Below are 25,572 nucleotides of genomic sequence, written 5' to 3' on the forward strand. Positions count from 1 at the left end.
CACACCACGAAGGAGCACCGCCATGGCGTCGTCCTCGGACACCGGCCCGACCTCGATGACCCGGCCCGGCTCACGCCGACCTCCGGGCAGCTCCGACCGGGCCGTGCGGACCGAGACGCCGCTGGGCCGGTTCCTGCGCACGGAGAGCGGGAGCGCGGCCGTCCTGCTCGCCGCCACGGTCGCCGCGCTGATCTGGGCGAACGTCGCCGGCGCCTCCTACGAGTCCGTGTGGCGTACCGAGCTGTCGATCCAGCTCGGTGGCAGCTCGGTCACCCTGGACCTCGTCGGCTGGGTGAACAGCGGCCTGATGACGTTCTTCTTCTTCGTCGTGGGCCTCGAGGCGCGCCGTGAGCTCGACGTGGGGGAGCTGCGCGAGCGGCGCCGGATGATCCTGCCGGTGACGGCCGGGATCGCCGGCATGGCGCTCGCGGCCGCGCTGTACGTGGCCGTCAACGCGGGCGAGCCCGCCGCGAGCGGCTGGGGCGTGGCGATGTCGACGGACACCGCGTTCGCCCTGGGGATGCTCGCCCTGATCGGCCCGCGGTTCCCGGAACGGCTGCGCGCGTTCCTCCTGACGGTCGTGGTGGTCGACGACGTCGTCGCGCTGGTCGTGATCGCGACCGTCTACACGAGCGAGCTGCGCCTCGTGCCGCTCCTCGTGGCCTTCGCGCTGTTCGGCGCCATCCTCGTGCTGAGCCGGCTGCACGTGCGCCAGGGGCTCGTCTATCTCGTCGTCGGCGTGGCGACGTGGGTCGCGCTGCTCAATTCGGGGGTCGATCCGGTCGTCGTCGGGCTGGCGATGGGGCTGCTCACGTACGCGAGCCCGGCCGGTCGGGACGACCTCGCCCGCGCGACCGACCGGTTCCGCGACTTCCGGGAGCAGCCGACGCCCGAGCTCGCCCGGTCGGCCCAGGTCGGTCTGCGGCAGGCCGTCTCACCCAACGAGCGGCTCCAGGACGCGTTCCATCCGTGGACGAGCTACGTGATCGTGCCGCTGTTCGCGCTCGCCAACGTCGGGATCCCGATCGAGGGTGACTTCCTGGCGCGCGCCTACCGGTCGCCGATCACGCTGGGCATCATCGTGGCCTACGTCCTGGGCAAGCCGGTGGGAATCCTGGCCGGCTCGTGGCTCGTCACGCGGGTGACCGGAGGGCGACTGCGCCCGCCGGTGGGCTGGGCCGCGGTGGCGGGCGGTGGCACGATCGCCGGTATCGGCTTCACCGTGAGCCTGCTCATCGCGACGCTCGCGTTCGACGGTCGCGACCTCGAGGAGGCCAAGCTGGGCATCCTCACGGCCGCGCTGGGTGCCGCCGGCGTGACCTGGGTGCTCTTCCGCATCACGGCGGCGCTGCCGGTGGCGCGGCGCGCGCGGGTGCTGCTCGGTTCCGCCGAGTCGATCGTCGATCTCACCGACCCGGTCCACCCCGACCGCGACCACGTGCGCGGGCCGAGCGACGCGCCCGTCACCCTCGTCGAGTACGGCGACTTCGAGTGCCCCAACTGCGGGCAGGCCGAGCCCGTGGTCCGCGAGCTGCTTGCCGACTTCGGGGACATCCGCTACGTGTGGCGCCACCTCCCGCTCCACGACGTGCACCCCCGCGCCCAGGCCGCCGCGGAAGCCGCCGAGGCGGCAGCGCGCCAGGGTTCCTTCTGGGCGATGCACGACCTGCTGCTCGCGCACCAGGGTGCTCTCCTGACCCCCGATCTGGTGCGGTATGCCGACGAGCTCGGGCTCGACGTCGACCGTTTCGCCGCCGACCTGCGCCGCCACGTCGGGGCCGCCCGGGTCGCCCAGGACCTCGAGAGCGCCGACCTCAGCGGCGTCTCGGGGACGCCCACGTTCTTCCTCAACGGCCGGCGCCACCACGGCGCCTACGACATCGACACGTTGTCCGACGCCGTTCGGCTCGCGCGGGCCCAAGCAGAGGTCACGCCGACCGCGGGGTAGCGGCCACCGTGTAGCGCACCTGCTGGGTGAGCGTGAAGCCGTCACCGTCGCGCGCAGCCTCGAGCCGTTCGGCGGAGGCGGCGAGCACCTCGTCGCGTCGGTCTGCGGGGACGGCCTCCCAGAACATCCGCTGCCCGTGCGACGTCGACCACCGGTACCACTGCGCGACGTCCGCGAACCGCACCGACAGCTCGAGGCGCGCGGTCCGCACGCGGGTGAACCCCGCGTCGGCGATCAGGTCCTCGAGTGCGGCATCGCTCGCGAACGGCCCGCGGGTTCCGCTCGTCCGTGCGTCGAGCATGCCGGGGGGCAGGTAGGGGGTGAAGACGGCGTCGAGGTCCTCCCACACCGCGCCCCGCGGCCCGAACGTGGAGACCCCGAGGCGACCGCCGGGCACCAGCAGGCGGTGCCACGTGCGAAGCGCCGCGGCCGGGTCGGGCAGGAAGAAGAGCACGAGCGACGCGACGGCCAGGTCGAAGCCGGCGTCGGGCAGCTCCGGGTTCGCCGCGTCCGCGACCACCAGGTCGACGGTCGTCAGGCCCCGCTCGAGCGCGTCGGCGCGCGTGGCCGCGATCATCTGGTCGGCGAGGTCCAGCCCGGTCACGTGACCCGTGGCGCCGACGGCGCGCGCGAGGGGCCACAGGGCCGCGCCGCGGCCGGTCCCGAGGTCGACCGCCCGCTCGCCCGGGGCCGGTGCGACCTCGGCCACGAGGCCCTGGGCGATGGGTTCGAACCAGGGGACCCCGACGGCGTCGTACGTGTCCGAGACCGTGTTGAAGACGGCCGCTACCTGGGCGCTGCGCCGGGCTGCCTCACGAGGATCCATCGGGCCATCTTGGTGGCCGGAGGTCGGCAGGGGAAGGGGCTAGGGCCGCAGCGACACCGTGCTCGCCGTGACCGGTGCCGGAAGCTCGGTGCTCCCTGAGAGGTAGGTGTCGACCGCCGCAGCGGCCGCGCGGCCTTCGGCGATCGCCCACACGATCAGGGACTGCCCCCGGCCCGCGTCGCCCGCCACGAACACACCGGGGACCGTCGTCGCAAAGTCGTCCGTGCGCACGATGACTCCGCGCGGCGTGACCTCGAGGCCGAGCTGGTCGAGCAGGGTGCCCTGCTCGGGTCCGGTGAAGCCCATCGCGAGGAGCACGAGCTGCGCAGGAACCTCGCGCTCGGTCCCGGCGACCGGTTGCGGCCGACCGCCGACCATCTCGACGTCGACCAGGCGCAGCGCGCGCACGTTGCCGGACTCGTCCGCGCAGAACTCCTGGGTGCTCACCGCGAAGACACGGTCGCCGCCCTCTTCGTGCGCGCTCGCGATCTTGAAGATCGTTGGGTAGGTCGGCCAGGGCTGGGCCGCGGGCCGGTCCTGCGGCGGGCGCGGCATGATCTCGAGCTGGGTCACGGAGCGAGCACCTTGGCGCACCGCGGTGCCGACGCAGTCAGCCCCGGTGTCACCACCGCCGATGACGATGACGTCCTTGCCCTCCGCGACGACCTGGTCGTCGGCCGCGCTGCCCACGGCCGCGCGGTTGGCCGGGGGCAGGTAGGCCATCGCCTGCAGCACCCCGCCGACGTCGCGACCGGTCACGGGCAGGTCGCGGGGGGTCGTCGAGCCCACCGCGAGCACGATCGCGTCGTAGCGGTCGCGCAGGTCCTGGCCGGTCAGGTCATGGCCGACGTCGACCGAGGGGCGAAAGCGCGTGCCCTCGGCCTCCATCTGCTCGAGGCGGCGGTCGATGTGGCGCTTCTCCATCTTGAACTCAGGGATGCCGTAGCGCAGCAGGCCGCCGATGTGGTCCGCACGCTCGTAGACGGCCACGGTGTGACCAGCCCGCGTCAGCTGTTGCGCCGCGGCGAGCCCGGCAGGTCCAGAACCCACGACGGCGACGGACTTGCCGGTCAGCCACTGCGGGATCTGAGGAACCACCAGCCCGCGGGCATACGCCTCGTCGATGATCGAGACCTCGACGTTCTTGATGGTGATCGGCGGTGAGTTGATACCGAGCACGCAGCTCGACTCGCACGGGGCCGGGCACAGCCGCCCGGTGAACTCGGGGAAGTTGTTGGTCGCGTGCAACCGTTCGGCCGCGTCGGCCCACTGCCCGCGCCACACGAGGTCGTTCCACTCGGGCACGAGGTTCCCGAGCGGGCACCCGCTGTGGCAGAACGGGATCCCGCAGTCCATGCAGCGACCCGCCTGCCGACCGAGCATGGCGAGGTCGTCGGGGTTGCCGGCGCGATGCTGGTGCACCTCACGCCAGTCGAGGATGCGTACGGCCACCGGGCGGTCGGTCGGTAGCTCACGCTCGCGCGTCGTCAAGAAGCCGCGGGGGTCAGCCACGTCCTACCTCCAGGTTCAGGGTCTGCGCACCGCGCGCCCGCTGGGTCGATCAGGTCGACCCCGGCACGGATGGTCGCCCCGCGGGCGCTGGGGTGCGCGTCGGCGAGGGCGATCGGTGTTCGGGGTTGTGCCGCGCTGAGGTCTGCGCGGATCGGTGTCAAGCGTAGGCCCATTTCTTGGGGCCGATCGTGACCTCTGGGGCAGACCGCCGCCGGACGAGGGCCACTACCGGAGGGCGCCCGGGCGTACGCGCACCGGCGCGAGTGCCCGGATGACGACGACCGCGGTGATCGAGCCGGCCGCCATGACCGACGCGAGCACGGTGATCTGGAACGCGCCCGCCGCGAGCGGTGAGACGCCGCCGAAGATCGCTCCCACGAATGCGCCGGGCAGCGTCACCAGCCCGGTGGTCTTGGTCTGGTCGGTGGACGGGATCAGCGCGGCGTAGACCGCCGTGCGGGCGAGGTCGGCGGTCGACTGCCGCGGCGTCGCGCCCAGGGCGAGCCAGGCCTCCACCTGGTCCCACCGTTCGTCGACCGAGCTGGTGAACCGGCGTCCCGCGAGAGTCGCGATCATCATGGCGTTGCCGATCACGATGCCCCCGATGGCGAGCGCGTACCGCGGCGAGAACGCGATCGCGCCGGTCGTGAAGACGATCAGCAAGGTGGCCGCGATGCCGCCCGCCATGCCGCCGCTCACGAGCGCGAGGTGGCGCCAGCTCCAGCCGATCCGGCGCGCAGCGGTCACGGCGGCGACCGAGAACATCACCAGCAGCGCGCAGCCGACCCACACCGCGCTCGTGATCACCGAGCTGAGGATGAGGCTGATGACGGCCAGCTGCGCCGTCCCGCGGACGATCGCGACGGCGGGCGCGAACCGGTGCGGCGCGCGCGAGACCCCGAGCACCACCACGGTGAGGGTCATGAGGAGCACGACGCCCACGAGCGTCGGGATGAATGCAGTCGGGCCGGTCACGACGGTCAGGGTAACGAGGTGCTTCGGGGGGCCGGCTCTCGCGTCACCCCACCGGAAGCTCACAGGAAATCCTTAGCCAAGCCTTAGCGAAGAATTCCCTTCCTCCTCACGTACGCAGCGCGAACGTGGGCATCGACGCGAGAGTCGCGTTGAAGGCACCAGACCTGGGAGCCACCATGAAGTGGAACCGTCGTTCGTCCATCGCTTTCGCAGCCGCCGCGCTGCTCACCAGTGCCGGGGTCGCCGTCGTCGCGAACAGTGCCGCGACGACCGACGATTCACTCGCTCCGACCAGTTCCCTCGCGAGCCCGACGTCGAGCCCGACGAACGTCGTGGACGACCGCGGCGGTGCCGAGCTCTCCGGGCATCACGGCGCCGACGACGCCGGATTCGACGACACCCTCGCCGTCCGCGCCGATGACCCGGCAACGCACGATGTGGGTGACGACCACGAGGTCGATGACGCGGCCACGCATGACGTGGGTGACGACCACGGGGTCGATGACGCGGCCACGCACGACGTGGGTGACGACCACGGGGTCGATGACCCGGCCACGCACGACGTCGGTGACGACAGGGGTACGGATGCCGCTGCGCCGACCACCGTCGTCGATGACAAGGGCGTCGACGCCGCGACGGCGCCCGTGATCGTCGACGACCACGGCTCCGGCGGGCACGGTGCGGATGGCTGAACCCGTCGCCGTGCACGACCGTCGTGCTTTCGCCCCGGGGCGACCCTGGACGGGTCAGGGGTGCGGGGCCGGGGCGTTCCGGAAGGCGTCGACCGCCTCCGAGAGGCCGGCGAAGCGGTGGTCCGCAGGGATCCGGTCCACGAGGTCATACGACTGCAGCGTGTCGACGAGAGCGGTGTCCGCGCCTGCCAGGGCGAACGTGACCTGCCGGGCTGCGAGGAAGTCGAGGAGCCCCGAGATGGCGACCCCGGCCGAGTAGTCGATGTCGTCGATGGACTTGGCATCGAGGATGAGCCACCGGACGGGATCAGGGGCGGAGTCGATCAGCCGCTCGACATCGTCGATGAACCGGTTGGCATTGGCGTAGAACAGGTCGGAGTCGTACCGGAAGACGATCAGCCCCGGTGCGCTCTGGTGCCCGGAATCCGCTCCCGTGAATGTCTCCTGGCCGGTCGGCGAGAACGTGACGACGTAGTTCTTCGGCTCGTAGTGGCGCCGGATGACCTCGAGGATCGACACGACGATCGCGAGGATGATGCCCTGCTCGACACCGACCGCGCAGACCACGACGGCGGTCAGCACGGCGATGACGAACTCGCTCCGACGGCGACGGGCGATCCGGCGAAGTCCGCGCACATCGATGAGGTCGACGCCGATCAGGAAGACGATGGCGGCCAGGACGGCAGTGGGCATGTCGGTCAGCACGGTGGTGAAGAAGAGCACGACCAGCAGGACGACGCCGGACATGGTCAGGTTCGCCACCTGGGTCCGGCCCTTCTGCTCGTCGAGGATCTGGGTCTTCGTCGGACTGCCGTTGACCACGAAGGTGCCCGACAGCCCGGCCGCCAGGTTCGCGCCGGCGAGCCCCACGATGTCGCGGTTCACGTCCACCTTCTGGCCGTGTTTCATGGCGAAGCTGCGGGAGGTCGCCGCGCTCTGCGCGATGATCAGGATGAAGCAGGAGAACGCGATCGTGGCGCACGAGGCCAGGTTGCTGGTGCTGATGCCTTGCGGCAGGCCGATCGGAGGAAAGCCCCCCGTGACCGCGCCGACGACGGCGACCCCGTGCGAGGAGGCCGAGATGGCCGTCGACACCGCGATCAGGAGCACCACGGCCACGATCGCCCCCGGGATCCGCGGGGCGAAGCGCTTGAATCCCAGGATGATCACCAGGGTGGCGGCCGCGAACGCCGTCGTCGGCCAGTCCACCTGGTCGAGGTTCGTGATCAGGTGCCACTGCTGGGAGAGCCAGTTCCCGGAGCCCTTGGGGATGCCGAGCATGCCCGGGAGCTGCCCGGTGAAGACCTGCACGCCCACCCCGGTCAGGAACCCGATCAGGACCGATGCCGACAGGAAGTCACCGAGAAACCCCAGCCGCAGCACGCGCGCCAGGAGCAGCATGCCCGCGCACAGCAGGGCGATGAAGCTCGTGTACGCGAGCCACTCGGGTGAGTTCGGGGTCACGCCGGCGATGGCGGCACCCCCGAGGCCGGCCGCGAGGATCGCGGCCGTCGCGGAGTCGGCGCCCACCACCAGGAGCCGGGACGAGCCGAGCAGCGCGAAGAGGATCGTGGGGAAGATGACGGTGTACAGGCCGGTGACGATCGGGGTCTGGGCGATCGAGGTGTAGCCCATGGTCTCGGGGATGGCCACGGCGGAGAGCGTGGCGCCGGCCACAAGGTCGGTCACGAGCCACGATCGCTGGTACGAGCGGAGCGAGACGGGCAGGAGCTCCTTGAGGTGCATTGCCATGAGCCGACCTCCTCGGTCGTTCGGGTCGTGCGGGCCCGGGAGGCCTCCGATCGGCGCGTGCGGGCGCGTAACAGGGCAAGGCTGACGCGCTCGACCCGCACTCGCGTCACCTGCCAGGGGTGAGGCACGGCCCTGCCTGCCCCCGAACACTGGGTCCGGTGACCAACGTCGACCTGGGGTTTCCGCACGTGGGTGGCTCGCCGCAGCGGCCCGGGGCGGTGCCGGGGGCGCCGGCGTCGTTCCATCTGCTCGCCAAGCCGGCCGGGGCCATCTGCAACCTCGACTGCTCGTACTGCTTCTTCCTGTCCAAGGAGGAGCTCTACCCGGGCAGCACGTTCCGGATGACCGACGAGCTGCTGCGGGAGTACCTGCGCCAGCTCTTGGAGTCCCATCGATCGCCCGAGGTGACGGTCGCCTGGCAGGGCGGGGAGCCGACCCTGATGGGGCTGGACTTCTTCCGCCGCGCGATGGACCTGGTCACCGAGCTGGCCCAGCCAGGGCAGCGGGTCGAGCACACGATCCAGACGAACGGCACCCTCATCACGGACGAGTGGGCGGACTTCCTGGCCGAGCACGACTTCCTGGTCGGCATCTCGATCGACGGGCCGCGCGCGGTGCACGACGCCTATCGGGTGGACAAGGGGGGCAAGCCGACCTACGACCGCGTGATCCGCGGGCTCGACCGGCTCAAGGCGCATCGCGTCCGCTGGAACGTGCTGACCACGGTGCACCGTGCGAACGAGGACAGCGGCCTGGAGGTGTACCGCTTCCTGCGCGACGACCTGGGGGCCCAGTTCATCCAGTTCATCCCGATCGTCGAGCGCCCCTCTCCGGGCGGGATCCCCGTGGGGGACGAGGTCACGGACCGCTCCGTGTCGCCGGCCGGGTACGGGCGGTTCCTGGTCGAGGTGTTCGAGGAATGGGTCCGCCGCGACGTCGGCGACGTGTTCGTGCAGATGTTCGACTCGACCCTGGCGAGCTTTGCCGGTGCTCCTGGGTCGCTCTGCGTGCACTCCGAGACCTGTGGGACGGCCTTGGCCCTGGAGCACACGGGGGACGTCTACTCGTGCGACCACTTCGTCGAGCCCGATCACCTGCTCGGCAACATCGGCGAGCGCCACCTGCTCGAGCTCGTGGCGTCACCGCAGCAGCGGGCGTTCGGCGAGGCCAAACGGGACAGCCTGCCGGCGTACTGCCGGGGGTGCGACGTACGGTTCGCGTGCCACGGCGGCTGTCCGAAGGACCGGTTCACGCTCACGCCCGACGGCGAACCCGGCTTGCACTACCTGTGCGCGAGCTATCAGCAGTACTTCCGCCATGTCGACCGACCCATGCGCGTGATGGCGGCGGCCCTGCGTTCCGGCGGCGACGCCGATGCGGTCATGGCCTGGTATCGCCGCAACGACGAGCGTCTTGCTTCCCCATGACCGGGACCGCTCCCGTGATCACCGTCCGGCGGTGGCGCAGCCGGCGTTCGGCGGCGGTGGCGGGCATCGCTTTTGCGCTGCTCCTGATGGGCGCGCTGGTGATGATGCGCCTTGCGCTGGCCGGCGGCGAGGTCGCGTCGATCGGTTCCGACCCTGAGCGGCAGGCCCTGGCGCGGATCAGCCTGAATTTCGTGCCGTTCGCGGGGATTGCTTTCCTGTGGTTCATCGGCGTCGTTCGCGATCAGCTCGGCGACGTCGAGGACCGCCTGTTCTCGACGGTGTTTCTCGGCAGCGGACTGCTCTTCCTTGCGACCCTGTTCCAGGGTGCCGTTCTCTCAGCGAGCCTGCTCGAGATGCTCGCCGACCCCCCGCTCGACCCCGGGATCTGGGCCTTCGGCGGGGGTGCGGCGCGTGCCCTCGTGTCGGTGTACTCGATGCGGATGGCGGCCGTGTTCACGCTGTCCGTGAGCACGGTGGCGTTCCGCACCGCTGCGCTCCCGCGCTGGGTCGCGGCCTCGGGCCTTCCCGTCGCGCTCCTGCTGCTGGTGGCCACGAGCGGGCGGTCGTGGACCGAGCTCGCCTTCCCCACGTGGGTGCTGGTGGTGAGCGTCGCGATCCTGGTGACTCGTCCTCGCCCGCCCGGGGTGATCACCCCCAGAGGATGAGGCTCGGCCGGTGGTGGCGCGCCAAGCATGGAACTGGTTGTCCGCGTGAAGGAGGAACTGCAATGACTGACACAAACCGCTACCAGGGCGAAACCGTCCAGGGCGTGTCAAGGCAGGTGCAACCGGCACCGTCCGGATGGGTCGGGTGGATCGCGTTCGCCGGCACGATGATGCTGCTGCTCGGCTCGTTCCACGTGATCCAAGGGTTGATCGCGCTGTTCCAGCAGGAGTACTACCTGGTCGGCGCCAACGGGCTCACGGTCCACCTGGACTACACGCAGTGGGGCTGGACGCACGTGATTCTCGGCGTCCTCGTCATCGGGGCCGGGATCGGCCTCCTCGCCGGGCAGATGTGGGCTCGCGTGATCGCCGTCATTCTGGCGTTCGCGAGCGCCATCGTGAATGTGGGGTTCCTCGCGGCCTACCCCGTGTGGTCCACCATCATGATCGCCGTCGACGTCCTCGTGATCTGGGCCGTGATCGTCCATGGTCGCGAGATGAAGTCGATCGACGCCTGACCGTCGAACTGAACACCGAGATCAACCAGCGGGAGGTAGCCAAAATGACCATCGGACCCATTCAGCTGATAGTGCTGGGTTTCGACAACCCCGACTTCCAGGGCGAGATCATCGCGGAGCTGGAGAGGCTTCGTGACAACGACGTCGTGCGCGTGATGGATGCGCTTGCCGTCTACAAGGACACCGACGGCAATGTCGAAGTTGCCCACCTCAACACCCTGACCAAGGAAGACGCGATCGAGCTGGGCAGCACCATCGGTGCTCTCCTCGGGCTGGAGATCGAGGGGGACCGGGGCATGGTCGCCGGGGCGGTCGCCGGCGCCGAGCTGGGCGCGGAGGCCGAGGGCATCGAGGTCTTCGACGAGGACGAGGCGTGGGACGTCATCGACGAGATCCCCAACGGGACAGCGGCGGCGCTCATCCTGCTCGAGCACCGCTGGGCCATCTCCCTGCGTGAGGCGGTCGCCCGGACGGGCGGCTACCGGATCAACGACGCCTTCATCAGCCCGCTGGACCTGGTCGACCTCGGGCTCCACACGGTCGAAGAGGCCCAGAAGATCGACGAGATGAGCACCGGACGGGGCTAGCCCCGCACCGGTTCGACTCGGAAGTCCCGTCCGGAACGAGGAAGTTGAAGGAGGTCGACACCATGCTCGGAGGACGCAGAGTTGCTCGCCGTACGTCACGGCGGGTCGCGCGGCGCCGCTAGGCCCCCGCGCGGTCCTACCCACATCGACGAGCCCGGTCCCGCTGGCTTCACACCGCGAGACCGGGCTCGCGTAAACCGCTCGCCCTCGCGGGCGCACTCGCCCGCCCCCTTTTCCGTGTGACCATCACGACCCCAAGGAGACCCCCATGTCCGAGCTCATCGTTATCGGGTACGACGACCAGGCAGTGGCCACGCAGGCGTACAACCAGGTCGTCACCCTGCAGAAGGACTACGTCGTCCAGCTCACGGGCCTGGCGATCGTCCGGGTGGACTCGTCCGGCAAGAGCCACGTCGAGACGCCCGCGAAGATCGTCGGGGTCTCCGCGGCGTCCGGAGCGCTGTGGGGCATGATCATCGGCCTGCTCTTCCTCGTGCCCTTCGTCGGCCTGGCACTCGGCGGGGCGATGGGCGCCCTCATGGGCAAGCTCGGCAAGTCCGGGGTCGACGACGAGTTCCGGTCGCAGGTGCAGTCGATGCTCAAGCCCGGTGGAGCGGCCGTCGTCGTCATGGCGTCGAAGATCACCGACGACAAGTTCGCCGATGCGATGAAGCAGTACGGCGGGACGCTGCTCAAGACGTCCCTGTCGGAGGCAGACGAGAAGGAGCTCGCGGGCGAGCTCGCCGAGGGCGGCGCCTGACGTCGCGCGACGCGGCGGGAGGGATCCCGCCGCGTCGCGCATTCGGTTGATGGTCGGGAAGGAGATCACCGTGGTGGAGACGATGACGAAGCTGAGCCGCGCGGATCGCGTGGCAGCAGGAAAAGCCGCCCGTGCGAGCGTGCCGCTCGAGTCGCACGGCGAATTCGTGGATCAGGGCCGGGCGGACCCGGTCGCGCTGCTCGAGAGCCAGGCGGCGTCACGGGTACCTGAGCTGGTCCCGATCCGGTACGGGCGGATGCTCGCCTCACCCTTCGCGCACTATCGCGGTGGAGCGCTGATCATGGCCGAGGACCTCGCGCGGGGACCGAGCGTTGGCCTGACGGTTCAGCTGTGCGGTGACGCCCACATGAGCAACTTCGGCATCTACGCCTCCCCGGAACGTCACCTGGTCTTCGACATCAACGACTTCGACGAGACCCACCAGGGGCCGTTCGACTGGGACGTCAAACGTCTCGCGGCGAGCCTGGCGGTCGCAGGTCGCGACAACGGCTACCCCCTGAAGAAGCGACGCAGGATCGTGCAGGGGTGCGTGGCTGGCTATCGCGAGGCGATGCGCGCGTTCGCCCATCAGGGCAACCTCGCGGTCTGGTACTCCCACCTCGACATGCAGGATGTGCTTCCCCAGATCGGGCGCCAGCTCGACGCGCAGCGCGAGGCGAAGACCCGGGCGGCCCTGGACAAGGCACGGACCCGGGACAGCATCCAGGCCCTGGCGAAGCTGGCCGAGGTGGTGGACGGCCGGCCGCGCATCGTCAGCCGGCCTCCGCTCGTGGTCCCTGTCGAGGAGCTGTGGGACGACGCGCAGATCGCGGCGACCTACGACCGGCTCGGGGCGCTGCTCGTGTCCTACCGTCGCACGCTCCAGCGCGACCGGCGTCACCTGCTCGAGCAGTTCGAGATGGTGCACATCGCGCGCAAAGTTGTCGGCGTCGGCAGCGTGGGGACACGGGCCTGGATCCTGCTCTTCGAGGGGGTCGACGGCGGTGACCCCCTGTTCTTGCAGGCCAAGGAGGCACAGAAGTCGGTGCTCTCCGGGCTGGTCAGGTCGAACGGCTTCAAGAACCAGGGTGAGCGGGTCGTCGCGGGTCAGCAGCTCATGCAGGCGACGAGTGACATCTTCCTCGGCTGGGACCGGGTCCAGGGGCCAGACGGGGTGACGCGGGACTTCTACCTGCGTCAGCTCCGCGACGGCAAGGCCTCCGTGGTCGTGGAGGACATGCTTGCGGACGGGATGGCGTTCTACGGGCGGTTGTGCGGTCAGGCCCTGGCGCGTGCGCACGCCCGGTCCGGGGATCGGGTGGCGATCGCCGCCTACCTCGGCTCGAGCGACCGTTTCGACAACGCGATCGCGGACTTCGCCGAGACCTATGCGGTGCAGAACGAGCGCGACTACACGGAGCTCGACGACGCCGCGATCGCCGGACGGGTCGACGCGCACCGCGGGCTCTAGTTCGCCATGCTGATGAATACCTAGGCCTCGGCGGAAGGACACCGGTCATGTCTCAGGATGAGCCGACACCCGAAGGGGCCACCGCGGACGGCGATCTCGCAGCGCGCCTGGCCGCGCTCGAGCGGGAGAATGCCGCGCTGCGCGACCAGGTCGCGGCGGGGGCGACGTCGTCCGACGTCGTCGCGGGCGGACCGGTGCCCCGCCGTCGGCACCGCGGGCGCGCGATCGCCGCGGTGGTCCTGATCCTGCTCGGGGTGCTCCTGGCCCCCCTCGCCGTGGTCGCCAACTGGGCGCAGCGCGAGCTCACCGATACGGATCGCTACCTCGCGACGATCGGGCCGCTGGCGGCCGATCCGGCGATCCAGTCCGCCCTGGCGAACCGGCTGACCCAGGTCGCCATGGCGGAGCTCGACGTTCCCACCCTCGTCAACGACGCCTTGTCCGCGCTCGAGCAGAACCGGGACCTCCCGCCCCGCGTGACCACCGCGCTAGGAGCCCTGGAACAACCGCTGACCAGCGGCATCGAGTCGTTCGTGCGTCGCGCGGCCACCTCGGTGGTCCAGTCCGATGCCTTCACCACGGCGTGGGTCGACGCCAACCGGGTCGCCCACGAGCAGCTCGTCAAGGTGATGCAGGGCGAACCAGGCAACGTCCTGCAGGTCGGTGATCAAGGGCAGCTGACCATCCAGCTCGCCGGCATGATCGACGCGCTCAAGCAGAAGCTCGTCGACAGCGGGTTCGGGATCGCGGCGAACATCCCGGCGGTGAACGCCTCGTTCACGCTGGTGCAGACCACGCAGCTCGTCAAGGTCCGTAACGCCTACAACCTCCTCGACTTCGTCGGCACCTGGCTGCCCTGGCTTAGCATCGCCTTCCTCGCCGCCGGGGTCCTGACCGCGGTGCGCCGCTCGCGTGCGCTCGTGTTTGCTGGGTTGGGCCTCGCGCTCTCGATGGTCGTGCTGGGCCTCGGGCTGTACGTGGGTCGGACGTTGTACCTCGGTGAGCTCACCGGGAAGGTCCAACGCCTCGATGCGGCCCAGGTGGTCTTCGATCAGATCGTCGGCTTCATCCGTGCCTCGGCGCGCACGGTCGCCGTCGTCGGGCTGGTCGTCGCAGCGGCCGCGTACCTCAGCGGGAGCAGCGACTCGGCCCGGAGCCTGCGCGGGGAGATCGGGCGGGGGTTCGACGCGACGCGCAGGTGGGCCGAGGGTCGCGGGGTCACGACCGGTCCGGTCGGCGCGTGGCTCTTCGCCCACAAGACAGTGGTCCGCGTCGTCATCGTCGCGCTCGCCGGGCTGGTGATCCTCCTGGCCACCACCCTGTCTCCCTCGCTCGTGATCACGGTCGCCGTGGTGACGGGCCTGCTCCTTGCGCTGGTCGAGCTGCTGGCGCGCCCGGGGTCGCTGGTCAGCGCCTCCGCCGGGGACGACGGCGCCGTGGGCGCTCGCCCCTGAGCGTCGCGAGCCCGGGCCGTCGCGAGCTCGGCGCCGGCGGCGGAGCGGCTGCCGGTTCGGACGGAAGATCGGTCAGCCGGTTGCCTCGCGCCAGCCGTCGATCTCGTCGATCAGGTTGCGGGCAGCCTCGTCCAATGCGACCCGGACGTACTCGTTTCGTGTGAACGAGGAGAGCTCGCTCCAGGCAGGCGCACCCGGTACCCCGGAGCATCGCTCGAGGTACAGGGCCTTGGCCATGTCAAGCCGCTCAGACATCGCAACCTCCGGGCGTCGTCCCGGGTGCGTTGCGGCGAGCACCAACGCATCGCGAGACAGTGTTGATGAGCATCGGGAGCACCTCCAACCGGACCCGGGGGGTTTTCCTCCCTATCGGCCCTCTTTGGCCCCCGATGAGGGAAAGGTCGTCGTTCGCTGGGGGACGCGACCTGCGGTGGCACGGAGCCCCGGGTCGCGGCAGGATTCGCAGCATGGTGAATCATGGTCGCGTCAGGTCCGGTGGCCTCGACGTCTCGGCGCGCGCCGGTGCCCTGCTCGGTGCCTTCGCGACCGGGATGTCCTACCAGCCCAACCTGCTCTCGCGCAGCACGCGAGACCAGGCACTGATCACCGGGGTGGCGACAGCCACGGCCTTCGAGTGGGGGACGGCGATGCACTCGTTCCTCCGTTCGACTGCCGATCGGCTCCCGGACGGCGGCGGCTCCGCGGCCCGACGGGTGACGACGGGGGCGATCGTGGACGCGTCGGCACTCGCGGCCGGGCTCGCCCTCAACGCGGCCGCTCGGCCCCGGGAGGACGAGCCACCCCGGAGGGCACTGGTGCGCCTGGCCGGGATCAGCACTCTCGCGGTCGCGGTGAGCGGCCTGGTGGCCGACGCGTTGGAGCTGCGCCGCGACACCCCTCGGGGGCGGTGGGAGGCGGCCGCCCTCGCGCTGCTCGCCGGCACGCTCGGCTATGCCTCCACGCGGCCGCGCAAGACCTCGGCCGGCGCCTACGACCCTGAGCCCGATCTCCTCGCCGACGCCGAAGGACATGAGAACGTCCACCGGGAGGTGTCGGCACCGAAGGCGATCACGACCGGGCTGGCGGTGTCTCTCGCCCTCGTCGGCGTAGCACGCGGCGAGTCCGCCCTCAGCGCAGCGCTGGCCCGAGGTGCTGCGATCGCCCTCGGCGGGTCCGCTCAGGACCGCCGGACGACCGGTCGGCTGGCGACCTTCGGGGTGCTGGCCGGGGCCGGCTGGGGCGGCGTCACGTTGGTCAACAAGATGCTCACGAAGCCCGGTGGGGCGATCGAGGCAGCCCACCGCCAGGCTCCGACGCTCGCTGAGGTGACCGGGGGTCCTGGCTCGACGATCCCGTGGTCGGACCAGTCCCGCGAGTCCGCCCGCTGGTTGTCCATGACGATGACCGCCGATGCGATCGCCGCAGTCATGGGGGAGCCCGCGAAGCAGCCGATCCGGGTCTACGCCCCGCTCAGCTGTGCAGCAACCGCCGAGGAGCGTGCGGCGCTGCTGCTGGCGGAGATCGACCGCACCGGGGCCCTCGAGCGTTCGGCGTTTGCGATCTTCTCCCCGACCGGATCCGGCTACATCAACTACGTGGCGTGCGAGACCTTTGAGTACCTGACCCGGGGCGACTGCGCCTCGGCGGGCATCCAGTACTCCGTCCTGCCGTCCGCGCTGTCCCTCACCCGGGTCGACCTCGCGACCCACCAGACCCGCATCGTGGTCAACGGCGTCGTCGAGAGGCTGCTCGCCCTGCCCGCGGACCGGCGGCCTAAGTTCTACCTGTTCGGGGAGAGCTTGGGATCCCAGGTCAGCGAGGAGATGTTCCGAGGGCAAGGGATGAGCGGCCCCGCGGGGATCGGGCTCGACGGGGCGCTGTGGATCGGGACGCCGGCGGCGACTGAGTGGCGTCGGGAGCTGTGGGGGACCCGGAGCTCTGCCGACGTGCCCGGGGTCGGGCCCGGGGCGGCGTACCTCACGCGCGGCATCCGCGACTGGCACACGCTGCCGGCCGACGAGCGGGCCAAGGTCCGTTACCTGCTCCTGCAGAACGGCGACGACCCGGTCCCGAAGTTCAGCTCCTACCTCCTCTGGAAGCGTCCGGACTGGCTCGGACCCGACGGCCTGCGTCCACCGGGGTCGCCGCGCGGCACCCGCTGGATGCCCGTCTCGACGTTCTTCATGACGTTCTTGGACCTGCAGAACGCCCTGTCGCCCACACCCGGGGTCTTCGAGGAGGGTGGTCACGACTACCGCCGGGAGGTTCCGCAGGCACTGTGTGAGGTCTGGCAGCTGCAGGCCACCGAGGAGCAGATGGTCGCTGTTCAGGTCGCGCTGCGGCGGCGCGAGCTCGCGTGGGAGGTCAGGCGTCGGTGGTACGTCGCGCTCGCGAAACCGACGCCCGAGCGAGCCGAGGCGCAGGCGACGCTCGCCGAGACCGTGTCCCGATGGATCGGCGAGCCGATCGACATCGCCGGGGTCGAGCGGATCGTCTCGGACGACGCGACCCGGTAGCGGCGGCCGACTTCAGGGGCAGGTCGCATGGGTGAGGTCGTTGGGCTGGCGGTCGGCATCGCGGCGTCGCCGTTCCCCGTGATCCCGGCGATCCTGCTGCTGTTCACCGCGAGACCGCGGCCGACCTCGTTGGCGTTCCTCGGCGCGTGGTTCGGCGGGATCGCCCTCGTGACCGGGACCTTCACGCTCCTTGCGGACGTGCTCGTGACCGGCACCGGCTCGCCGACCTGGCTGTCCTGGGTGCGGATCCTGGCTGGCGGCGTGCTCGTGATCTATGGCGTCCGACAGTGGGTGTCGCGGGAGGCGTCCCACGGGCCGCCGCGGTGGATGCGGTCGATCGAGGAGGCCAGTCCCGTGACCGCGGCGCGCCTGGCGCTGCTCCTCTCGGTCGCCAACCCGAAGGTCTTGCTGCTCGCGGCGGCTGCCGGTCTCGACATCGGCGCGGCCGACGAGGCGGCTGCGGGCGGCGTCGGCGTCGTGCTGCTGTTCGCTGCCGTGGCGTCGATCAGCGTCGCGGTGCCGGTGGTGGCGTACGCCGTCGGGGGCGACCGGGTCCTGCCGCCGCTGGAGCGGGCGAAGGGCTGGCTGCTGCGCCACAACGCCGCCGTGATGGCGGTGGTCGTGACCGTGATCGGCCTGGTCCTGCTCAAGAACGGTGTGAGCGGGCTCTGACCCGGGTCCGCCTGGCGCGGATACTGGGGCGGTGACCATGCCCCGGTGCCCGTGCCTGAGCGGGCAGACCTACGACGAGTGCTGCGGCCGGCTGCATCGGGGGGACGTGCCCGCGCAGACCGCCCAGGCCCTCATGCGGGCGCGGTTCAGCGCCTTCGCCGTGGGCGACGCCGACTACCTGCGGCGGACGTGGCATCCGACGACCCTTCCGCGCGACCTCGCGCTGGACGACGACGTCCGGTGGTACCGGCTCGACGTCCTCGCGACGGCCGGCGGGGGAGCGGCCGACGTCGCGGGGACGGTGGAGTTCCGGGCGTTCTACCGCGCGCCGGGTGGTGCCGGTTCGCAGCACGAGATCAGTCGGTTCGTGCGCTCGGCCGGCGAGTGGCTCTACCTCGACGCCTCCCAGTAGTAGTCGCCGAGGTTCCGGTTGCCGATCACCTCAAAGGTGGTGGGATGAGATTCGTCGCCCACCTGGTCGATATCGGTTGTCCGCACGCAGCGCTCGATGTCCCCGACGTACTGGCCCGCCGGGCGGGGTTCGCACGCAGGGACGGCGTCGCCGCCGAGCGTCGGCACCCACGAAAGGCCGTCGACATGCGGGGTCGCTTCAGTCAGCAGCTTCTGCCCGAGGTGCAGCGACGCACGCTCGACGAGCTCACGGCGGATCTCGACCTGACGGCGGGTGATCCCGAGTCGAAGCGGTCAGCCTTCTGGACGATGCTCGTGGTCTCCGCGATCATCGCCGCGGCGGGGGTCATGTCGGACTCGACCGCGACCGTCATCGGCGCCATGATCATCGCGCCGCTGTCCACCCCGATCATGGGTATCGCGCTCGGGGTGGTGCTCCGCGACTCGCGCCTGACCGGCAGTGCCGTGCGCTTCGTGGTGCTCGGCGCGGGGCTCGTGGTGCTCATCGGCGTGCTCTTCACGTTCCTGGTACCGGGTGACGAGAACCTGTTCACCAACACCCAGATCACCGGGCGCACGTCTCCCGGGCTGCTCGACCTCGTCGCCGCGGTCGCCACCGGCGTCGCCGGTTCCGTGGCCCTCTCCCGGCGCGACGTCGCGGCGGTCCTGCCCGGGGTCGCCATCGCCATCTCCCTGGTGCCGCCGCTCGTCGTCGTCGGCGTCTGCCTCGGTCAGGGGTCGATCGTGCTGGCGGCCGGTGCCCTGGTGCTGTTCCTGTCGAACTTCGTGGCTCTGGTCCTGGTCGGGATGCTGGTCTTCACGGCGGCCGGCTATGCGGCCGAGGGATCGGCGAACAAGGTGCTGTCGCAGCGGCGGGCCTTCGCCGCGATCGGAACTCTGCTCCTCCTGGTGCTGGTGCCACTGATGGCCAACACGGCGCTCACCTATTTCGTTGCCGTCTGGACCGACCGCGTGCAGGTAACCGCGGACGAGTGGATCTCCGCCGTTCCTGGGGGCCGGGTGGACAGCGTCGAGCTCGTGTCCGGCTCGTTCTACGTGCGGGTGCGGACCCCGGGGGACCTCCCCGCGCTGGCCGACCTGATGAGCGACCTTCGCGGGCAGGTTCCCGACGGAATCACCGTGGTCGTCACGACCCTGCGCGGCGAGGACCTGGACGCCGCCGTGGTGGGTGCCTAACGCTCCCGGATCCCCGCCAGCGCCACATCATGGAGCGGCACGCCCGGGAGGTAGGCGTCCGTGAGGGCGAGGCCGAGGCGGGGCAGGGCCGCCTCGTCGCGGTACACCATGTACAGCGGAACGTCGCGCGGCTGGAACTTCGCCTTGAAGCTTTCGAGCGAGCGGAAGCCGTACAGCGGCTCGAGCGACTCGCCGAGCGCGTCGAGCAGGCGCCCCAGGTTGTCGACGTCGTCCCGATTTCCGGTGTGCGCCAGGGGCGCTCCCGACAGCGACACCAGCTGCGCGCCGCTGTCGCGGAAGGCTAGGCAGGCGCTGGCGATGAGGAACTCAGTGACCGGTCGGAACCCGTCCGGCAGCCGCCGCATGACGTCGAGGGTCCAGCCGCGAACTGCGCCCCCGGGCCCGTAGACCGGGAGCCACGACGTCACTCCGTGGACCCGTGCGGCGCCGTCCATGGCGAGCCCCACCATGGTGTCCCGATCGAGCGCCTCGTCGACACCGCCTAGCGTGAAGCCCATCTCGGGAAGCCCCTTGTCTGACACCCACAACTCGGAGATCGCGCGCACCTGCGCGAGCACCGAGCGCGGCATGTCCGCGAGTCGGCCCTCGCGATACACGATCCCCTCCTTGCCGGCACGGTTGAGCGCGGTGCGAACGTCCTGCCAGCTCTTTCCACGGAACTCCAGCCCGGGGAGGTCGATCACCGCCTCCTGCGCCACCTGCACGTGCCGAAAACCGCGGGAGTCGGCCCAATCGGCGACCTCCTGGGTGACCGAGAACAGGCAGAACCGGCGACCGAGAACCTCTTGCCGGTCGACGAAGTCGTCCAGCACCCGGTGCCGCGTGGCGGCGTCGGGCCCGACGGGGTCGCCGAGACCGATCCCGACGCCCCGGTGGTGCTGGAACGCGAGATACCCGACGGGGTCGCTCCCGGCCCCGCCCACCAAGAACCAGGCGTTGGCTGGCCAGGTGCCCATCCACGAGAGCGTCGTCCCGCCGCAGGACCGGAGGAGGCCGACGGCCTGATCGCGTGCACCCGGCAGAGAGTCGGCCGCGGCGCGCGCGCGCCGAGAGGGCGCTCGGAAGGCGTTCCGTCCGACGACGAGCACGGTGAGCTGGAGTGCCCACAGCAGCAGGTCGACGACGACGGCCGGGACGGCCGCGACGGACTCCCCGTCCAGGACGAGCTCCGCTTGCTCGGCAGCCGCCAGCACAAGGACGAGCACCAGCGCGACGAGCACCAGCGCGAGCGAGGTGAGCGCGACCGCCCAGCGCCATGTCCGCCGGCTGCCCTTGAGCAACCCGTAGGCGAGCGCGAGCGAGATTCCGGCACCGATCAGGACCTGGATGACGGTGGTGTCCTCGGTGGACGCTCCCAGCGGTCCGTTCGAGGGGGCGAACCACAGCACCAGCCGGATGACCGCGGCGGCGAGAAACAGCGTGGCTGCGACGATGCGCCACTCCCGCCGGGTCAGCCGAGGGGTGCGGAACCCGATCCGGCGGCCCACCAGTACCGGTCCGATCGCGAGACCGAAGGCGACGGCGAGGAGGTGCTCAAGGTCCCACAGCAGGCCGATGTAGAGGAAGGCGATGACGGCGTACAGGACGAGGATCAGCCGAAGGCGAGCCCGCCAGGGCGGGGAGACCGTCACGGTCGCAGCGCTGACCGCGGCCAGGGCGCCGGCGCTGAATCCGACGTCCAGGTCGCCGGCGACTCGGTCGGCCCAGATCCATGCGGTGGTGGAGAGAGGCACCAGGACGAGCGCGGAGCCGAGCACCCCGATCGCCTGGCCCGCGAGGGTCACGAGAGCGACCCGGCGGGTGCCCAGCCGCACCTCCGACCACCCGACGAGAATCGCGAAGCCCCCCGCGACCGGCAGGTACTGCGCTGGGGTCAACGCGAACAGCGGCCCCGTGGCCAGGGTCCACCAGCGGCCGTCGCGGAAGGCGGGCAGCCCGTAGGCGACCTGATCGAGGAGGTCACGTCCGCCGAGCGGGTCCCACAGGGTCCCGGTGACCACGCCGAGGATGAGCATCGCGGCGACGACGGCGATCGTGAAGGGGATGCGTCGCGCGAGGGCCACCCACTTCGGCTCCGCTCGAGCGGCAGCCGACGTGGTCGCAGTCGTGGCGCTCTCCACAGAGGTGTCCCTTCGATCAGCTTCGCTGCTGGGGTGGCAGGTGTGAACCGATCCACGAGACGAGATCGCTGCTGCTGCGGGTCTGCAACCACACGCGGCCCGGACCGGTGAAGTCGGTGACCAGCCCCTCGCCGCCGAGCAGGGTCGACTTCCAGCTGCCCGCCTTTCGCACCTGGTAGCGCACGGTGTCGTCGAAGGCCACGACATGGCCTGTGTCGAGGGTGAGGACCTCGCCCGGAGCGAGGGCGGTCGAGCGGATCGCACCGTAGGACGACAGCAGCAGATCGCCTCGCCCGGAGCAGCGCAGCAGGATCAGGCCCTCGCCGCTGAAGAAGGACTTCCCTCCGCCCCAGGAGGAGTCGACGTCGATCGAGGGGTCCGAGGCGATCCATGATCCCGACTGCACGAGCAGCGTCACGGCGCCGTCGAGGGTCACCAAGGTCAGGTCGCCGGGAAGGGCCGCGGCCACGCCGACGACGCCCCCGGACCGGGTGCTGAAGTCGTTCACGAAGAAGCTCTCGCCGCCGAGGGTTCGCCGGAGCCCCTTCATGAATCCGCCCTGCGTCGAGGTCGCCATCGTGATGTCGCCTCGAGTCATCGCCATCGCTCCGGCCTCGACCCGCACAGCGCCCCCGGGGGGCAGCACGATGTCGCCAAAGGCGAAGGCCGGAGCCGCGCTGATCTCGACGTTCATGGCTGCCAACGTAGGGGAGAACAAGCGGCCACGCACGGGCAGGTACCTCGGCCGTCGTCGCCGGGTGACCGACCCGTTCTGGCGGGCGCGAGCGTGCCCGGCTCACTAGTCTCGGCCCATGGCGGACTGGTACCAGAGGGAGTTTGTCGCCACGGGACGGTCAGGCGCGCTCTGGTTGATGATCAGCTTCCTGGTGACGTACGCCGCCACGCGGCACATCACCCGCACGATTCGCGCACGCGCTGCACGCGGAGACACGCCTCAGGGTGGCGCGGTCAAGGACGTGCACATCGGTGGCGTCCACATCCACCACCAGGTCTGGGGGATCCTCCTCGCCCTCACCTCCGGCCTGCTTGAATTCCGCTTCCGTCCGGACTCGCCCGGGCTAGAGGTCCTCGCGGCGCTCTTCGGCGCGGGAGCTGCCCTGGCGCTGGACGAGTTCGCGCTCTGGCTCCACCTGGAGGATGTCTACTGGACCGAGGAGGGCCGCAAGTCGATCGACGCGGTCATGGTTGCCTCCGTGCTGGGCGTTGCCCTGCTCATCGGCGCGACCCCGGCCGGGCTGACCTCCGACGCGTTGGCGTCCGACGGGCTGGCCGTCCTCATCCCGATCGTGGTGCTGCACGTCACCTACACGGTGGTGTGCCTGCTCAAGGGCAAGCTCGTCTACGGACTCGTGGGGTTCTTCGTCCCGATCCTCGCGTTGGTCGGTGCGGTCCGGGTTGCCAAGCCGGAATCGTTCTGGGCGAAGCGGTTCTACGGCGAGGCCAAGGCGGCAAAGTCGCGCGCGCGGTTCGGGTCGGCCTACGAGGCACGTCGCGAACGGCTGCGCGACGTGTTCTCCGGTGGGCGCGTCGGTTAGACCCGGTCAGCTGATGCTCGTGCCGAACAGCAGCCCGAGCAGGTAGGTGGCGCCGGCCGCGCCGTAGCCGATGGCGATCTGCCGCAGTGCGCGTTTGAGCGGCGGCCCGCCGGAGAGCAGGCCGACGATCGCGCCCGTGGTGAGCAGCGCGAGCCCGACCAGCACGGAGGCCGTGATCAGGGCGGTTGCCCCCTGGAGCCCGAAGAGGTACGGCAGGACCGGGATGATGGCGCCCGAGGCGAAGAAGCTGAAGCTCGACACGGCGGCCCCGAGCCCGGTGCCGACGGCCTCGTGGGCGTCGATCACGGGGGCGGCCGCGCTGGTCGGTGCCGTCGGCACGTCGTCGCGATTGCGCATGACCTCGCTGGCGTGCGCCTCCGCCTCGGCCGCCGTCATGCCGCGGGCCCGGTAGACGAGTGCGAGCTCGTTGGCGTCGACGTCGAGATGCGGCAGCGCGGTGTGGGTGTCGGGGTCGGGGGAGGAGGCCTCGAGCAGCTCACGCTGCGAGCGCACGGACACGTACTCCCCGGCACCCATCGACAGGGCGCCGGCGAGCAGGCCAGACAGGCCGGTCAGGAGCACCGTCGCGTTCGAGACACCGGCGGCACTGATGCCGAGGACCAGGGCCAGGTTGCTGACCAGGCCGTCGTTCGCGCCGAAGACGGCCGCGCGGAAGGTGCCCGACAGGCGGTTCCGACCGCGCGCAGCCAGGCCGCGCACGACCTCTTCGTGGATGCGTTCGTCGGCGGCCATCGCCTCGGTCGCGTGGGCGTCCGTGGCGTACGGCGACCGTCCCTCGGCGCGCTGGGCCAGGGCGAGGACGAACACCGAGCCGAAGTGCCGGGCGAGGAAGCCGAGCACCCGCGTGCGCACATCGCCGCGGCGGGGCTTGCCGACCTGGTCGCCCAGCAGGGCGAGCCAGTGCGCCTCGTGGCGGCCTTCGGCCTCGGCGAGCGACAGCAGGATCTCCTGGGAGCTCCCCGTGCGGCGGGCGGCGAGCTCGCGGTAGACCGCGGCCTCGGCTCGCTCGTCGGCGAGGTACTGGCGCCACCGGCGCACGTCGCGCGGGTTCGGGCCCGGGGTGGCAGGGGTGTTGACGGGTGCTGGCACGGGTGCTCCTGCGGTCGTTTCCGGCCGAGGACCCGGCAGGGCCTTCGGCCAGCAGGCATCGCACAGCGACGCCTGGGAATATGGCCGAAGGTCTCGTTCGCCCGACTCGCGGGTGGTGCACCGGGCCGTGAGGCCGGTGTGTCGACACACCTCCACCGGCTGTGCTCGACGCGACGCACGACGGTGGGAACTACTCCCCTTCGCCGCGAAAGGTACCCGACGCGCGCCTGCGGTCGCAAACACGCCGTCGGGCGCGCGCGCCGCGCGTCACTCGGACGCGGCGTCCGCTGCGTCCCGCTCGGCCGCCGTACGGTGCCGGGCGGAGAGCTCGGTCAGGACCCGGACGGCGTCGTCCGCGGACCCCACCGGGACGAAGAGGTGGTCGTGGAACGTGGCGGCGACCACGTTGCAGCTGATGCCCGCGTCGGCCAGGGCGCCGCTCACCGCGGCGGTGAGCCCGACGCCGGCGAGCGCGCTGTGGACGGTCAGCGTGATCCATGCGAGCACGAGCTCGTACGGCAGCCGGGCGTCGTCGGCCTCGTGCCTCGGCAGGATGAGGGTGCGGCCCTCGTCCTCGGTGAACGTCATGACCGGGTGGAGCGTCGGTGCGGGCGGCTCCGTCACGGTGACGAAGACGAAGGACCCGGGCCGGCGGGCTGGGTGCATCCGGCCGAGCATCTCGGTGAGGTCGTGCACTGCGGTCACAGCAGAGCCTTTCCGGGTGGGGATGGCGACGGGGTCAGCAACGCGCCCGATTCAGGTCGTCGGCGCGATCCGGCGCGCCTCGGCGAGGTCGGCCGCGTCGTCGACGTCGAGCGCCTCGGGTCGTGACAGCGGCACCCGGACGATCCGCAGCCCGGCGGAGAGCCGGCGCATCGGCAGGCCGTCGACCGGTCCGCTCAGCCGTGCCCGCAGCGGATCGGCGCGGTAGGCGGCGAGCAGCGGCTGGTCCCGGGACTCGCCATCGACCCCGAGCGCCACCTCGGCAGTGGGGTCGAGGGCAAGGGCACGCAGCAGCCGGGGGACGGCGGAGGCGGCGAACGGCTGGTCGCCGGCGATGGCGACCACGACGTCGCACCCCTCCAGCCGGGCCAGTCCCGCGGCCACCGCGGCGGCGGGTCCACCCCCGGGCGGGTCCTCGCGGCACCACACGACGCCGGGCCAGTCGGCGCCGTCCGGTCGGGGCCCGACGACGGCCACCGGCAGCGGCTGGAGGTCGGCGACCAGTCGTTCGAGGATCGTGCGACCGCCGACGGCCAGGGCCGGTTTGTCGACCCCGTCCAGGCGGTGCGCGGTGCCGCCTGCGGGGATGATGACACCGACCCGGGGACCCGGTGTACGGAGACCAGCGTCGGCCCGCCCTGACTCGTCGGTCACGGGAG

General features: G+C 71.0%; 24 protein-coding genes. 14 read left to right on the forward strand and 10 right to left on the reverse strand.

The genetic code is table 11. From position 1 onward, the window contains the following. Nucleotides 1-22: 22 nt before the first annotated feature. A complete protein-coding gene (gene nhaA, locus VTA80_RS18935; RefSeq protein ID WP_407342625.1) occupies nt 23-1,948 on the forward strand; it encodes a Na+/H+ antiporter NhaA in 1,926 nt (641 codons plus the stop codon). On the opposite strand, the gene VTA80_RS18940 is transcribed toward nhaA, so the two are convergent. The 3 genes from VTA80_RS18940 to VTA80_RS18950 all read right to left on the reverse strand — a co-directional run bounded on the left by VTA80_RS18940 (nt 1,929) and on the right by VTA80_RS18950 (nt 5,261). Beyond that, nucleotides 1,929-2,774 carry a methyltransferase domain-containing protein gene (locus VTA80_RS18940; protein WP_407342626.1) on the reverse strand — a complete coding sequence of 282 codons (846 nt, stop codon included), beginning with the start codon at nt 2,772-2,774 and terminating at the stop codon, nt 1,929-1,931. The two genes, nhaA and VTA80_RS18940, sit on opposite strands and share 20 nt — an antisense overlap. Nucleotides 2,775-2,813: 39 nt before the next feature. Further along, a complete protein-coding gene (locus VTA80_RS18945; RefSeq protein WP_407342627.1) occupies nt 2,814-4,286 on the reverse strand; it encodes a glutamate synthase subunit beta in 1,473 nt (490 codons plus the stop codon). A gap of 225 nt (nt 4,287-4,511) precedes the next feature. Then, nucleotides 4,512-5,261, reverse strand: coding sequence for an ABC transporter permease (locus tag VTA80_RS18950; RefSeq protein ID WP_407342628.1), 750 nt, complete (start codon nt 5,259-5,261; stop codon nt 4,512-4,514). A gap of 176 nt (nt 5,262-5,437) precedes the next feature. On the opposite strand from VTA80_RS18950, the gene VTA80_RS18955 reads away from it, so the two are divergent. Next, complete coding sequence (locus VTA80_RS18955; protein WP_407342629.1) at nt 5,438-5,953, forward strand: hypothetical protein; 516 nt, start codon at nt 5,438-5,440, stop codon at nt 5,951-5,953. Nucleotides 5,954-6,007: 54 nt separating this feature from the next. On the opposite strand, the gene VTA80_RS18960 is transcribed toward VTA80_RS18955, so the two are convergent. Next, nucleotides 6,008-7,705: a SulP family inorganic anion transporter gene (locus VTA80_RS18960; RefSeq protein ID WP_407342630.1), complete on the reverse strand. Its 1,698-nt coding sequence runs from the start codon at nt 7,703-7,705 to the stop codon at nt 6,008-6,010. Between the two features lie 158 nt (nt 7,706-7,863). On the opposite strand from VTA80_RS18960, the gene VTA80_RS18965 reads away from it, so the two are divergent. The 7 genes from VTA80_RS18965 to VTA80_RS18995 all read left to right on the forward strand — a co-directional run bounded on the left by VTA80_RS18965 (nt 7,864) and on the right by VTA80_RS18995 (nt 14,587). Further along, nucleotides 7,864-9,132: an anaerobic sulfatase maturase gene (locus VTA80_RS18965; protein ID WP_407342631.1), complete on the forward strand. Its 1,269-nt coding sequence runs from the start codon at nt 7,864-7,866 to the stop codon at nt 9,130-9,132. Continuing rightward, nucleotides 9,129-9,797, forward strand: coding sequence for a hypothetical protein (locus VTA80_RS18970; RefSeq protein WP_407342632.1), 669 nt, complete (start codon nt 9,129-9,131; stop codon nt 9,795-9,797). The genes VTA80_RS18965 and VTA80_RS18970 overlap by 4 nt, the downstream gene beginning before the upstream one ends. 62 nt (nt 9,798-9,859) lie before the next feature. Beyond that, nucleotides 9,860-10,315: a hypothetical protein gene (locus VTA80_RS18975; protein WP_407342633.1), complete on the forward strand. Its 456-nt coding sequence runs from the start codon at nt 9,860-9,862 to the stop codon at nt 10,313-10,315. Nucleotides 10,316-10,359: 44 nt separating this feature from the next. Further along, on the forward strand, nt 10,360-10,902 hold the full coding sequence (locus tag VTA80_RS18980) for a hypothetical protein (protein ID WP_407342634.1): 543 nt from the start codon (nt 10,360-10,362) through the stop codon (nt 10,900-10,902). A 268-nt stretch (nt 10,903-11,170) separates the two neighbouring features. Further along, a complete protein-coding gene (locus tag VTA80_RS18985) occupies nt 11,171-11,662 on the forward strand; it encodes a DUF1269 domain-containing protein (protein WP_407342635.1) in 492 nt (163 codons plus the stop codon). 82 nt (nt 11,663-11,744) lie between these two features. Next, complete coding sequence (locus tag VTA80_RS18990; protein WP_407342636.1) at nt 11,745-13,133, forward strand: DUF2252 domain-containing protein; 1,389 nt, start codon at nt 11,745-11,747, stop codon at nt 13,131-13,133. A gap of 47 nt (nt 13,134-13,180) precedes the next feature. Continuing rightward, a complete protein-coding gene (locus VTA80_RS18995; RefSeq protein ID WP_407342637.1) occupies nt 13,181-14,587 on the forward strand; it encodes a hypothetical protein in 1,407 nt (468 codons plus the stop codon). A gap of 72 nt (nt 14,588-14,659) precedes the next feature. On the opposite strand, the gene VTA80_RS19000 is transcribed toward VTA80_RS18995, so the two are convergent. Continuing rightward, a complete protein-coding gene (locus VTA80_RS19000) occupies nt 14,660-14,842 on the reverse strand; it encodes a hypothetical protein (RefSeq protein ID WP_407342638.1) in 183 nt (60 codons plus the stop codon). 212 nt (nt 14,843-15,054) lie between these two features. Here VTA80_RS19000 and VTA80_RS19005 point away from each other — a divergent pair, with 212 nt between their 5' ends. The 4 genes from VTA80_RS19005 to VTA80_RS19020 are packed head-to-tail and all read left to right on the forward strand — an operon-like array spanning nt 15,055 to nt 19,383. Beyond that, on the forward strand, nt 15,055-17,103 hold the full coding sequence (locus VTA80_RS19005) for an alpha/beta-hydrolase family protein (RefSeq protein WP_407342639.1): 2,049 nt from the start codon (nt 15,055-15,057) through the stop codon (nt 17,101-17,103). Nucleotides 17,104-17,130: 27 nt separating this feature from the next. Continuing rightward, nucleotides 17,131-17,775: a GAP family protein gene (locus VTA80_RS19010; RefSeq protein WP_407342640.1), complete on the forward strand. Its 645-nt coding sequence runs from the start codon at nt 17,131-17,133 to the stop codon at nt 17,773-17,775. Nucleotides 17,776-17,812: 37 nt separating this feature from the next. Continuing rightward, a complete protein-coding gene (locus tag VTA80_RS19015) occupies nt 17,813-18,187 on the forward strand; it encodes a YchJ family protein (RefSeq protein ID WP_407345817.1) in 375 nt (124 codons plus the stop codon). 44 nt (nt 18,188-18,231) lie between these two features. After that, nucleotides 18,232-19,383 (forward strand): TIGR00341 family protein, encoded by a 1,152-nt coding sequence (locus tag VTA80_RS19020; protein ID WP_407342641.1) that lies wholly within the window; start codon nt 18,232-18,234, stop codon nt 19,381-19,383. Here VTA80_RS19020 and VTA80_RS19025 read toward each other — a convergent pair. Together VTA80_RS19025 and VTA80_RS19030 are read right to left on the reverse strand one after the other, a co-directional pair. Continuing rightward, entirely contained in the window at nt 19,380-21,524 is a 2,145-nt protein-coding gene (locus tag VTA80_RS19025; RefSeq protein ID WP_407342642.1) for a bifunctional lysylphosphatidylglycerol flippase/synthetase MprF, read from the reverse strand. The two genes, VTA80_RS19020 and VTA80_RS19025, sit on opposite strands and share 4 nt — an antisense overlap. Nucleotides 21,525-21,540: 16 nt before the next feature. Continuing rightward, complete coding sequence (locus VTA80_RS19030) at nt 21,541-22,218, reverse strand: TIGR00266 family protein (protein ID WP_407342643.1); 678 nt, start codon at nt 22,216-22,218, stop codon at nt 21,541-21,543. A 118-nt stretch (nt 22,219-22,336) separates the two neighbouring features. Between VTA80_RS19030 and VTA80_RS19035 the strand changes: the two genes are divergently transcribed. Further along, the gene (locus VTA80_RS19035) at nt 22,337-23,080 is read left to right on the forward strand and encodes a hypothetical protein (RefSeq protein WP_407342644.1); all 744 of its coding nucleotides are present in this window, start codon (nt 22,337-22,339) and stop codon (nt 23,078-23,080) included. A gap of 6 nt (nt 23,081-23,086) precedes the next feature. Here VTA80_RS19035 and VTA80_RS19040 read toward each other — a convergent pair whose 3' ends face one another. The 3 genes from VTA80_RS19040 to VTA80_RS19050 all read right to left on the reverse strand — a co-directional run bounded on the left by VTA80_RS19040 (nt 23,087) and on the right by VTA80_RS19050 (nt 25,567). Then, complete coding sequence (locus tag VTA80_RS19040; protein WP_407342645.1) at nt 23,087-24,190, reverse strand: VIT1/CCC1 transporter family protein; 1,104 nt, start codon at nt 24,188-24,190, stop codon at nt 23,087-23,089. Nucleotides 24,191-24,457: 267 nt separating this feature from the next. Beyond that, entirely contained in the window at nt 24,458-24,895 is a 438-nt protein-coding gene (locus VTA80_RS19045) for an ACT domain-containing protein (protein ID WP_407342646.1), read from the reverse strand. Nucleotides 24,896-24,946: 51 nt separating this feature from the next. Then, on the reverse strand, nt 24,947-25,567 hold the full coding sequence (locus VTA80_RS19050; protein WP_407342647.1) for a molybdenum cofactor guanylyltransferase: 621 nt from the start codon (nt 25,565-25,567) through the stop codon (nt 24,947-24,949). Nucleotides 25,568-25,572: the final 5 nt, after the last annotated feature.

It is taken from the genome of Pengzhenrongella phosphoraccumulans (assembly GCF_045689905.1).
GTDB classification, from domain to species: Bacteria; Actinomycetota; Actinomycetes; order Actinomycetales; family Cellulomonadaceae; genus Pengzhenrongella; species Pengzhenrongella phosphoraccumulans.

Coding starts and splice junctions, on each gene's coding strand:
- VTA80_RS18980 (WP_407342634.1), top strand. CDS start 10,360: ATGACCATCGGACCCATTCAGCTGATAGTGCTGGGTTTCGACAACCCC.
- VTA80_RS19035 (WP_407342644.1), top strand. CDS start 22,337: ATGGCGGACTGGTACCAGAGGGAGTTTGTCGCCACGGGACGGTCAGGC.
- VTA80_RS19010 (WP_407342640.1), top strand. CDS start 17,131: ATGGGTGAGGTCGTTGGGCTGGCGGTCGGCATCGCGGCGTCGCCGTTC.
- VTA80_RS19030 (WP_407342643.1), bottom strand. CDS start 22,218: ATGAACGTCGAGATCAGCGCGGCTCCGGCCTTCGCCTTTGGCGACATC.
- nhaA (WP_407342625.1), top strand. CDS start 23: ATGGCGTCGTCCTCGGACACCGGCCCGACCTCGATGACCCGGCCCGGC.
- VTA80_RS19020 (WP_407342641.1), top strand. CDS start 18,232: ATGAGATTCGTCGCCCACCTGGTCGATATCGGTTGTCCGCACGCAGCG.
- VTA80_RS19000 (WP_407342638.1), bottom strand. CDS start 14,842: ATGTCTGAGCGGCTTGACATGGCCAAGGCCCTGTACCTCGAGCGATGC.
- VTA80_RS18975 (WP_407342633.1), top strand. CDS start 9,860: ATGACTGACACAAACCGCTACCAGGGCGAAACCGTCCAGGGCGTGTCA.
- VTA80_RS19015 (WP_407345817.1), top strand. CDS start 17,813: ATGCCCCGGTGCCCGTGCCTGAGCGGGCAGACCTACGACGAGTGCTGC.
- VTA80_RS18955 (WP_407342629.1), top strand. CDS start 5,438: ATGAAGTGGAACCGTCGTTCGTCCATCGCTTTCGCAGCCGCCGCGCTG.
- VTA80_RS18995 (WP_407342637.1), top strand. CDS start 13,181: ATGTCTCAGGATGAGCCGACACCCGAAGGGGCCACCGCGGACGGCGAT.
- VTA80_RS19005 (WP_407342639.1), top strand. CDS start 15,055: ATGGTGAATCATGGTCGCGTCAGGTCCGGTGGCCTCGACGTCTCGGCG.
- VTA80_RS18990 (WP_407342636.1), top strand. CDS start 11,745: ATGACGAAGCTGAGCCGCGCGGATCGCGTGGCAGCAGGAAAAGCCGCC.
- VTA80_RS18970 (WP_407342632.1), top strand. CDS start 9,129: ATGACCGGGACCGCTCCCGTGATCACCGTCCGGCGGTGGCGCAGCCGG.
- VTA80_RS18985 (WP_407342635.1), top strand. CDS start 11,171: ATGTCCGAGCTCATCGTTATCGGGTACGACGACCAGGCAGTGGCCACG.
- VTA80_RS18940 (WP_407342626.1), bottom strand. CDS start 2,774: ATGGATCCTCGTGAGGCAGCCCGGCGCAGCGCCCAGGTAGCGGCCGTC.
- VTA80_RS18960 (WP_407342630.1), bottom strand. CDS start 7,705: ATGGCAATGCACCTCAAGGAGCTCCTGCCCGTCTCGCTCCGCTCGTAC.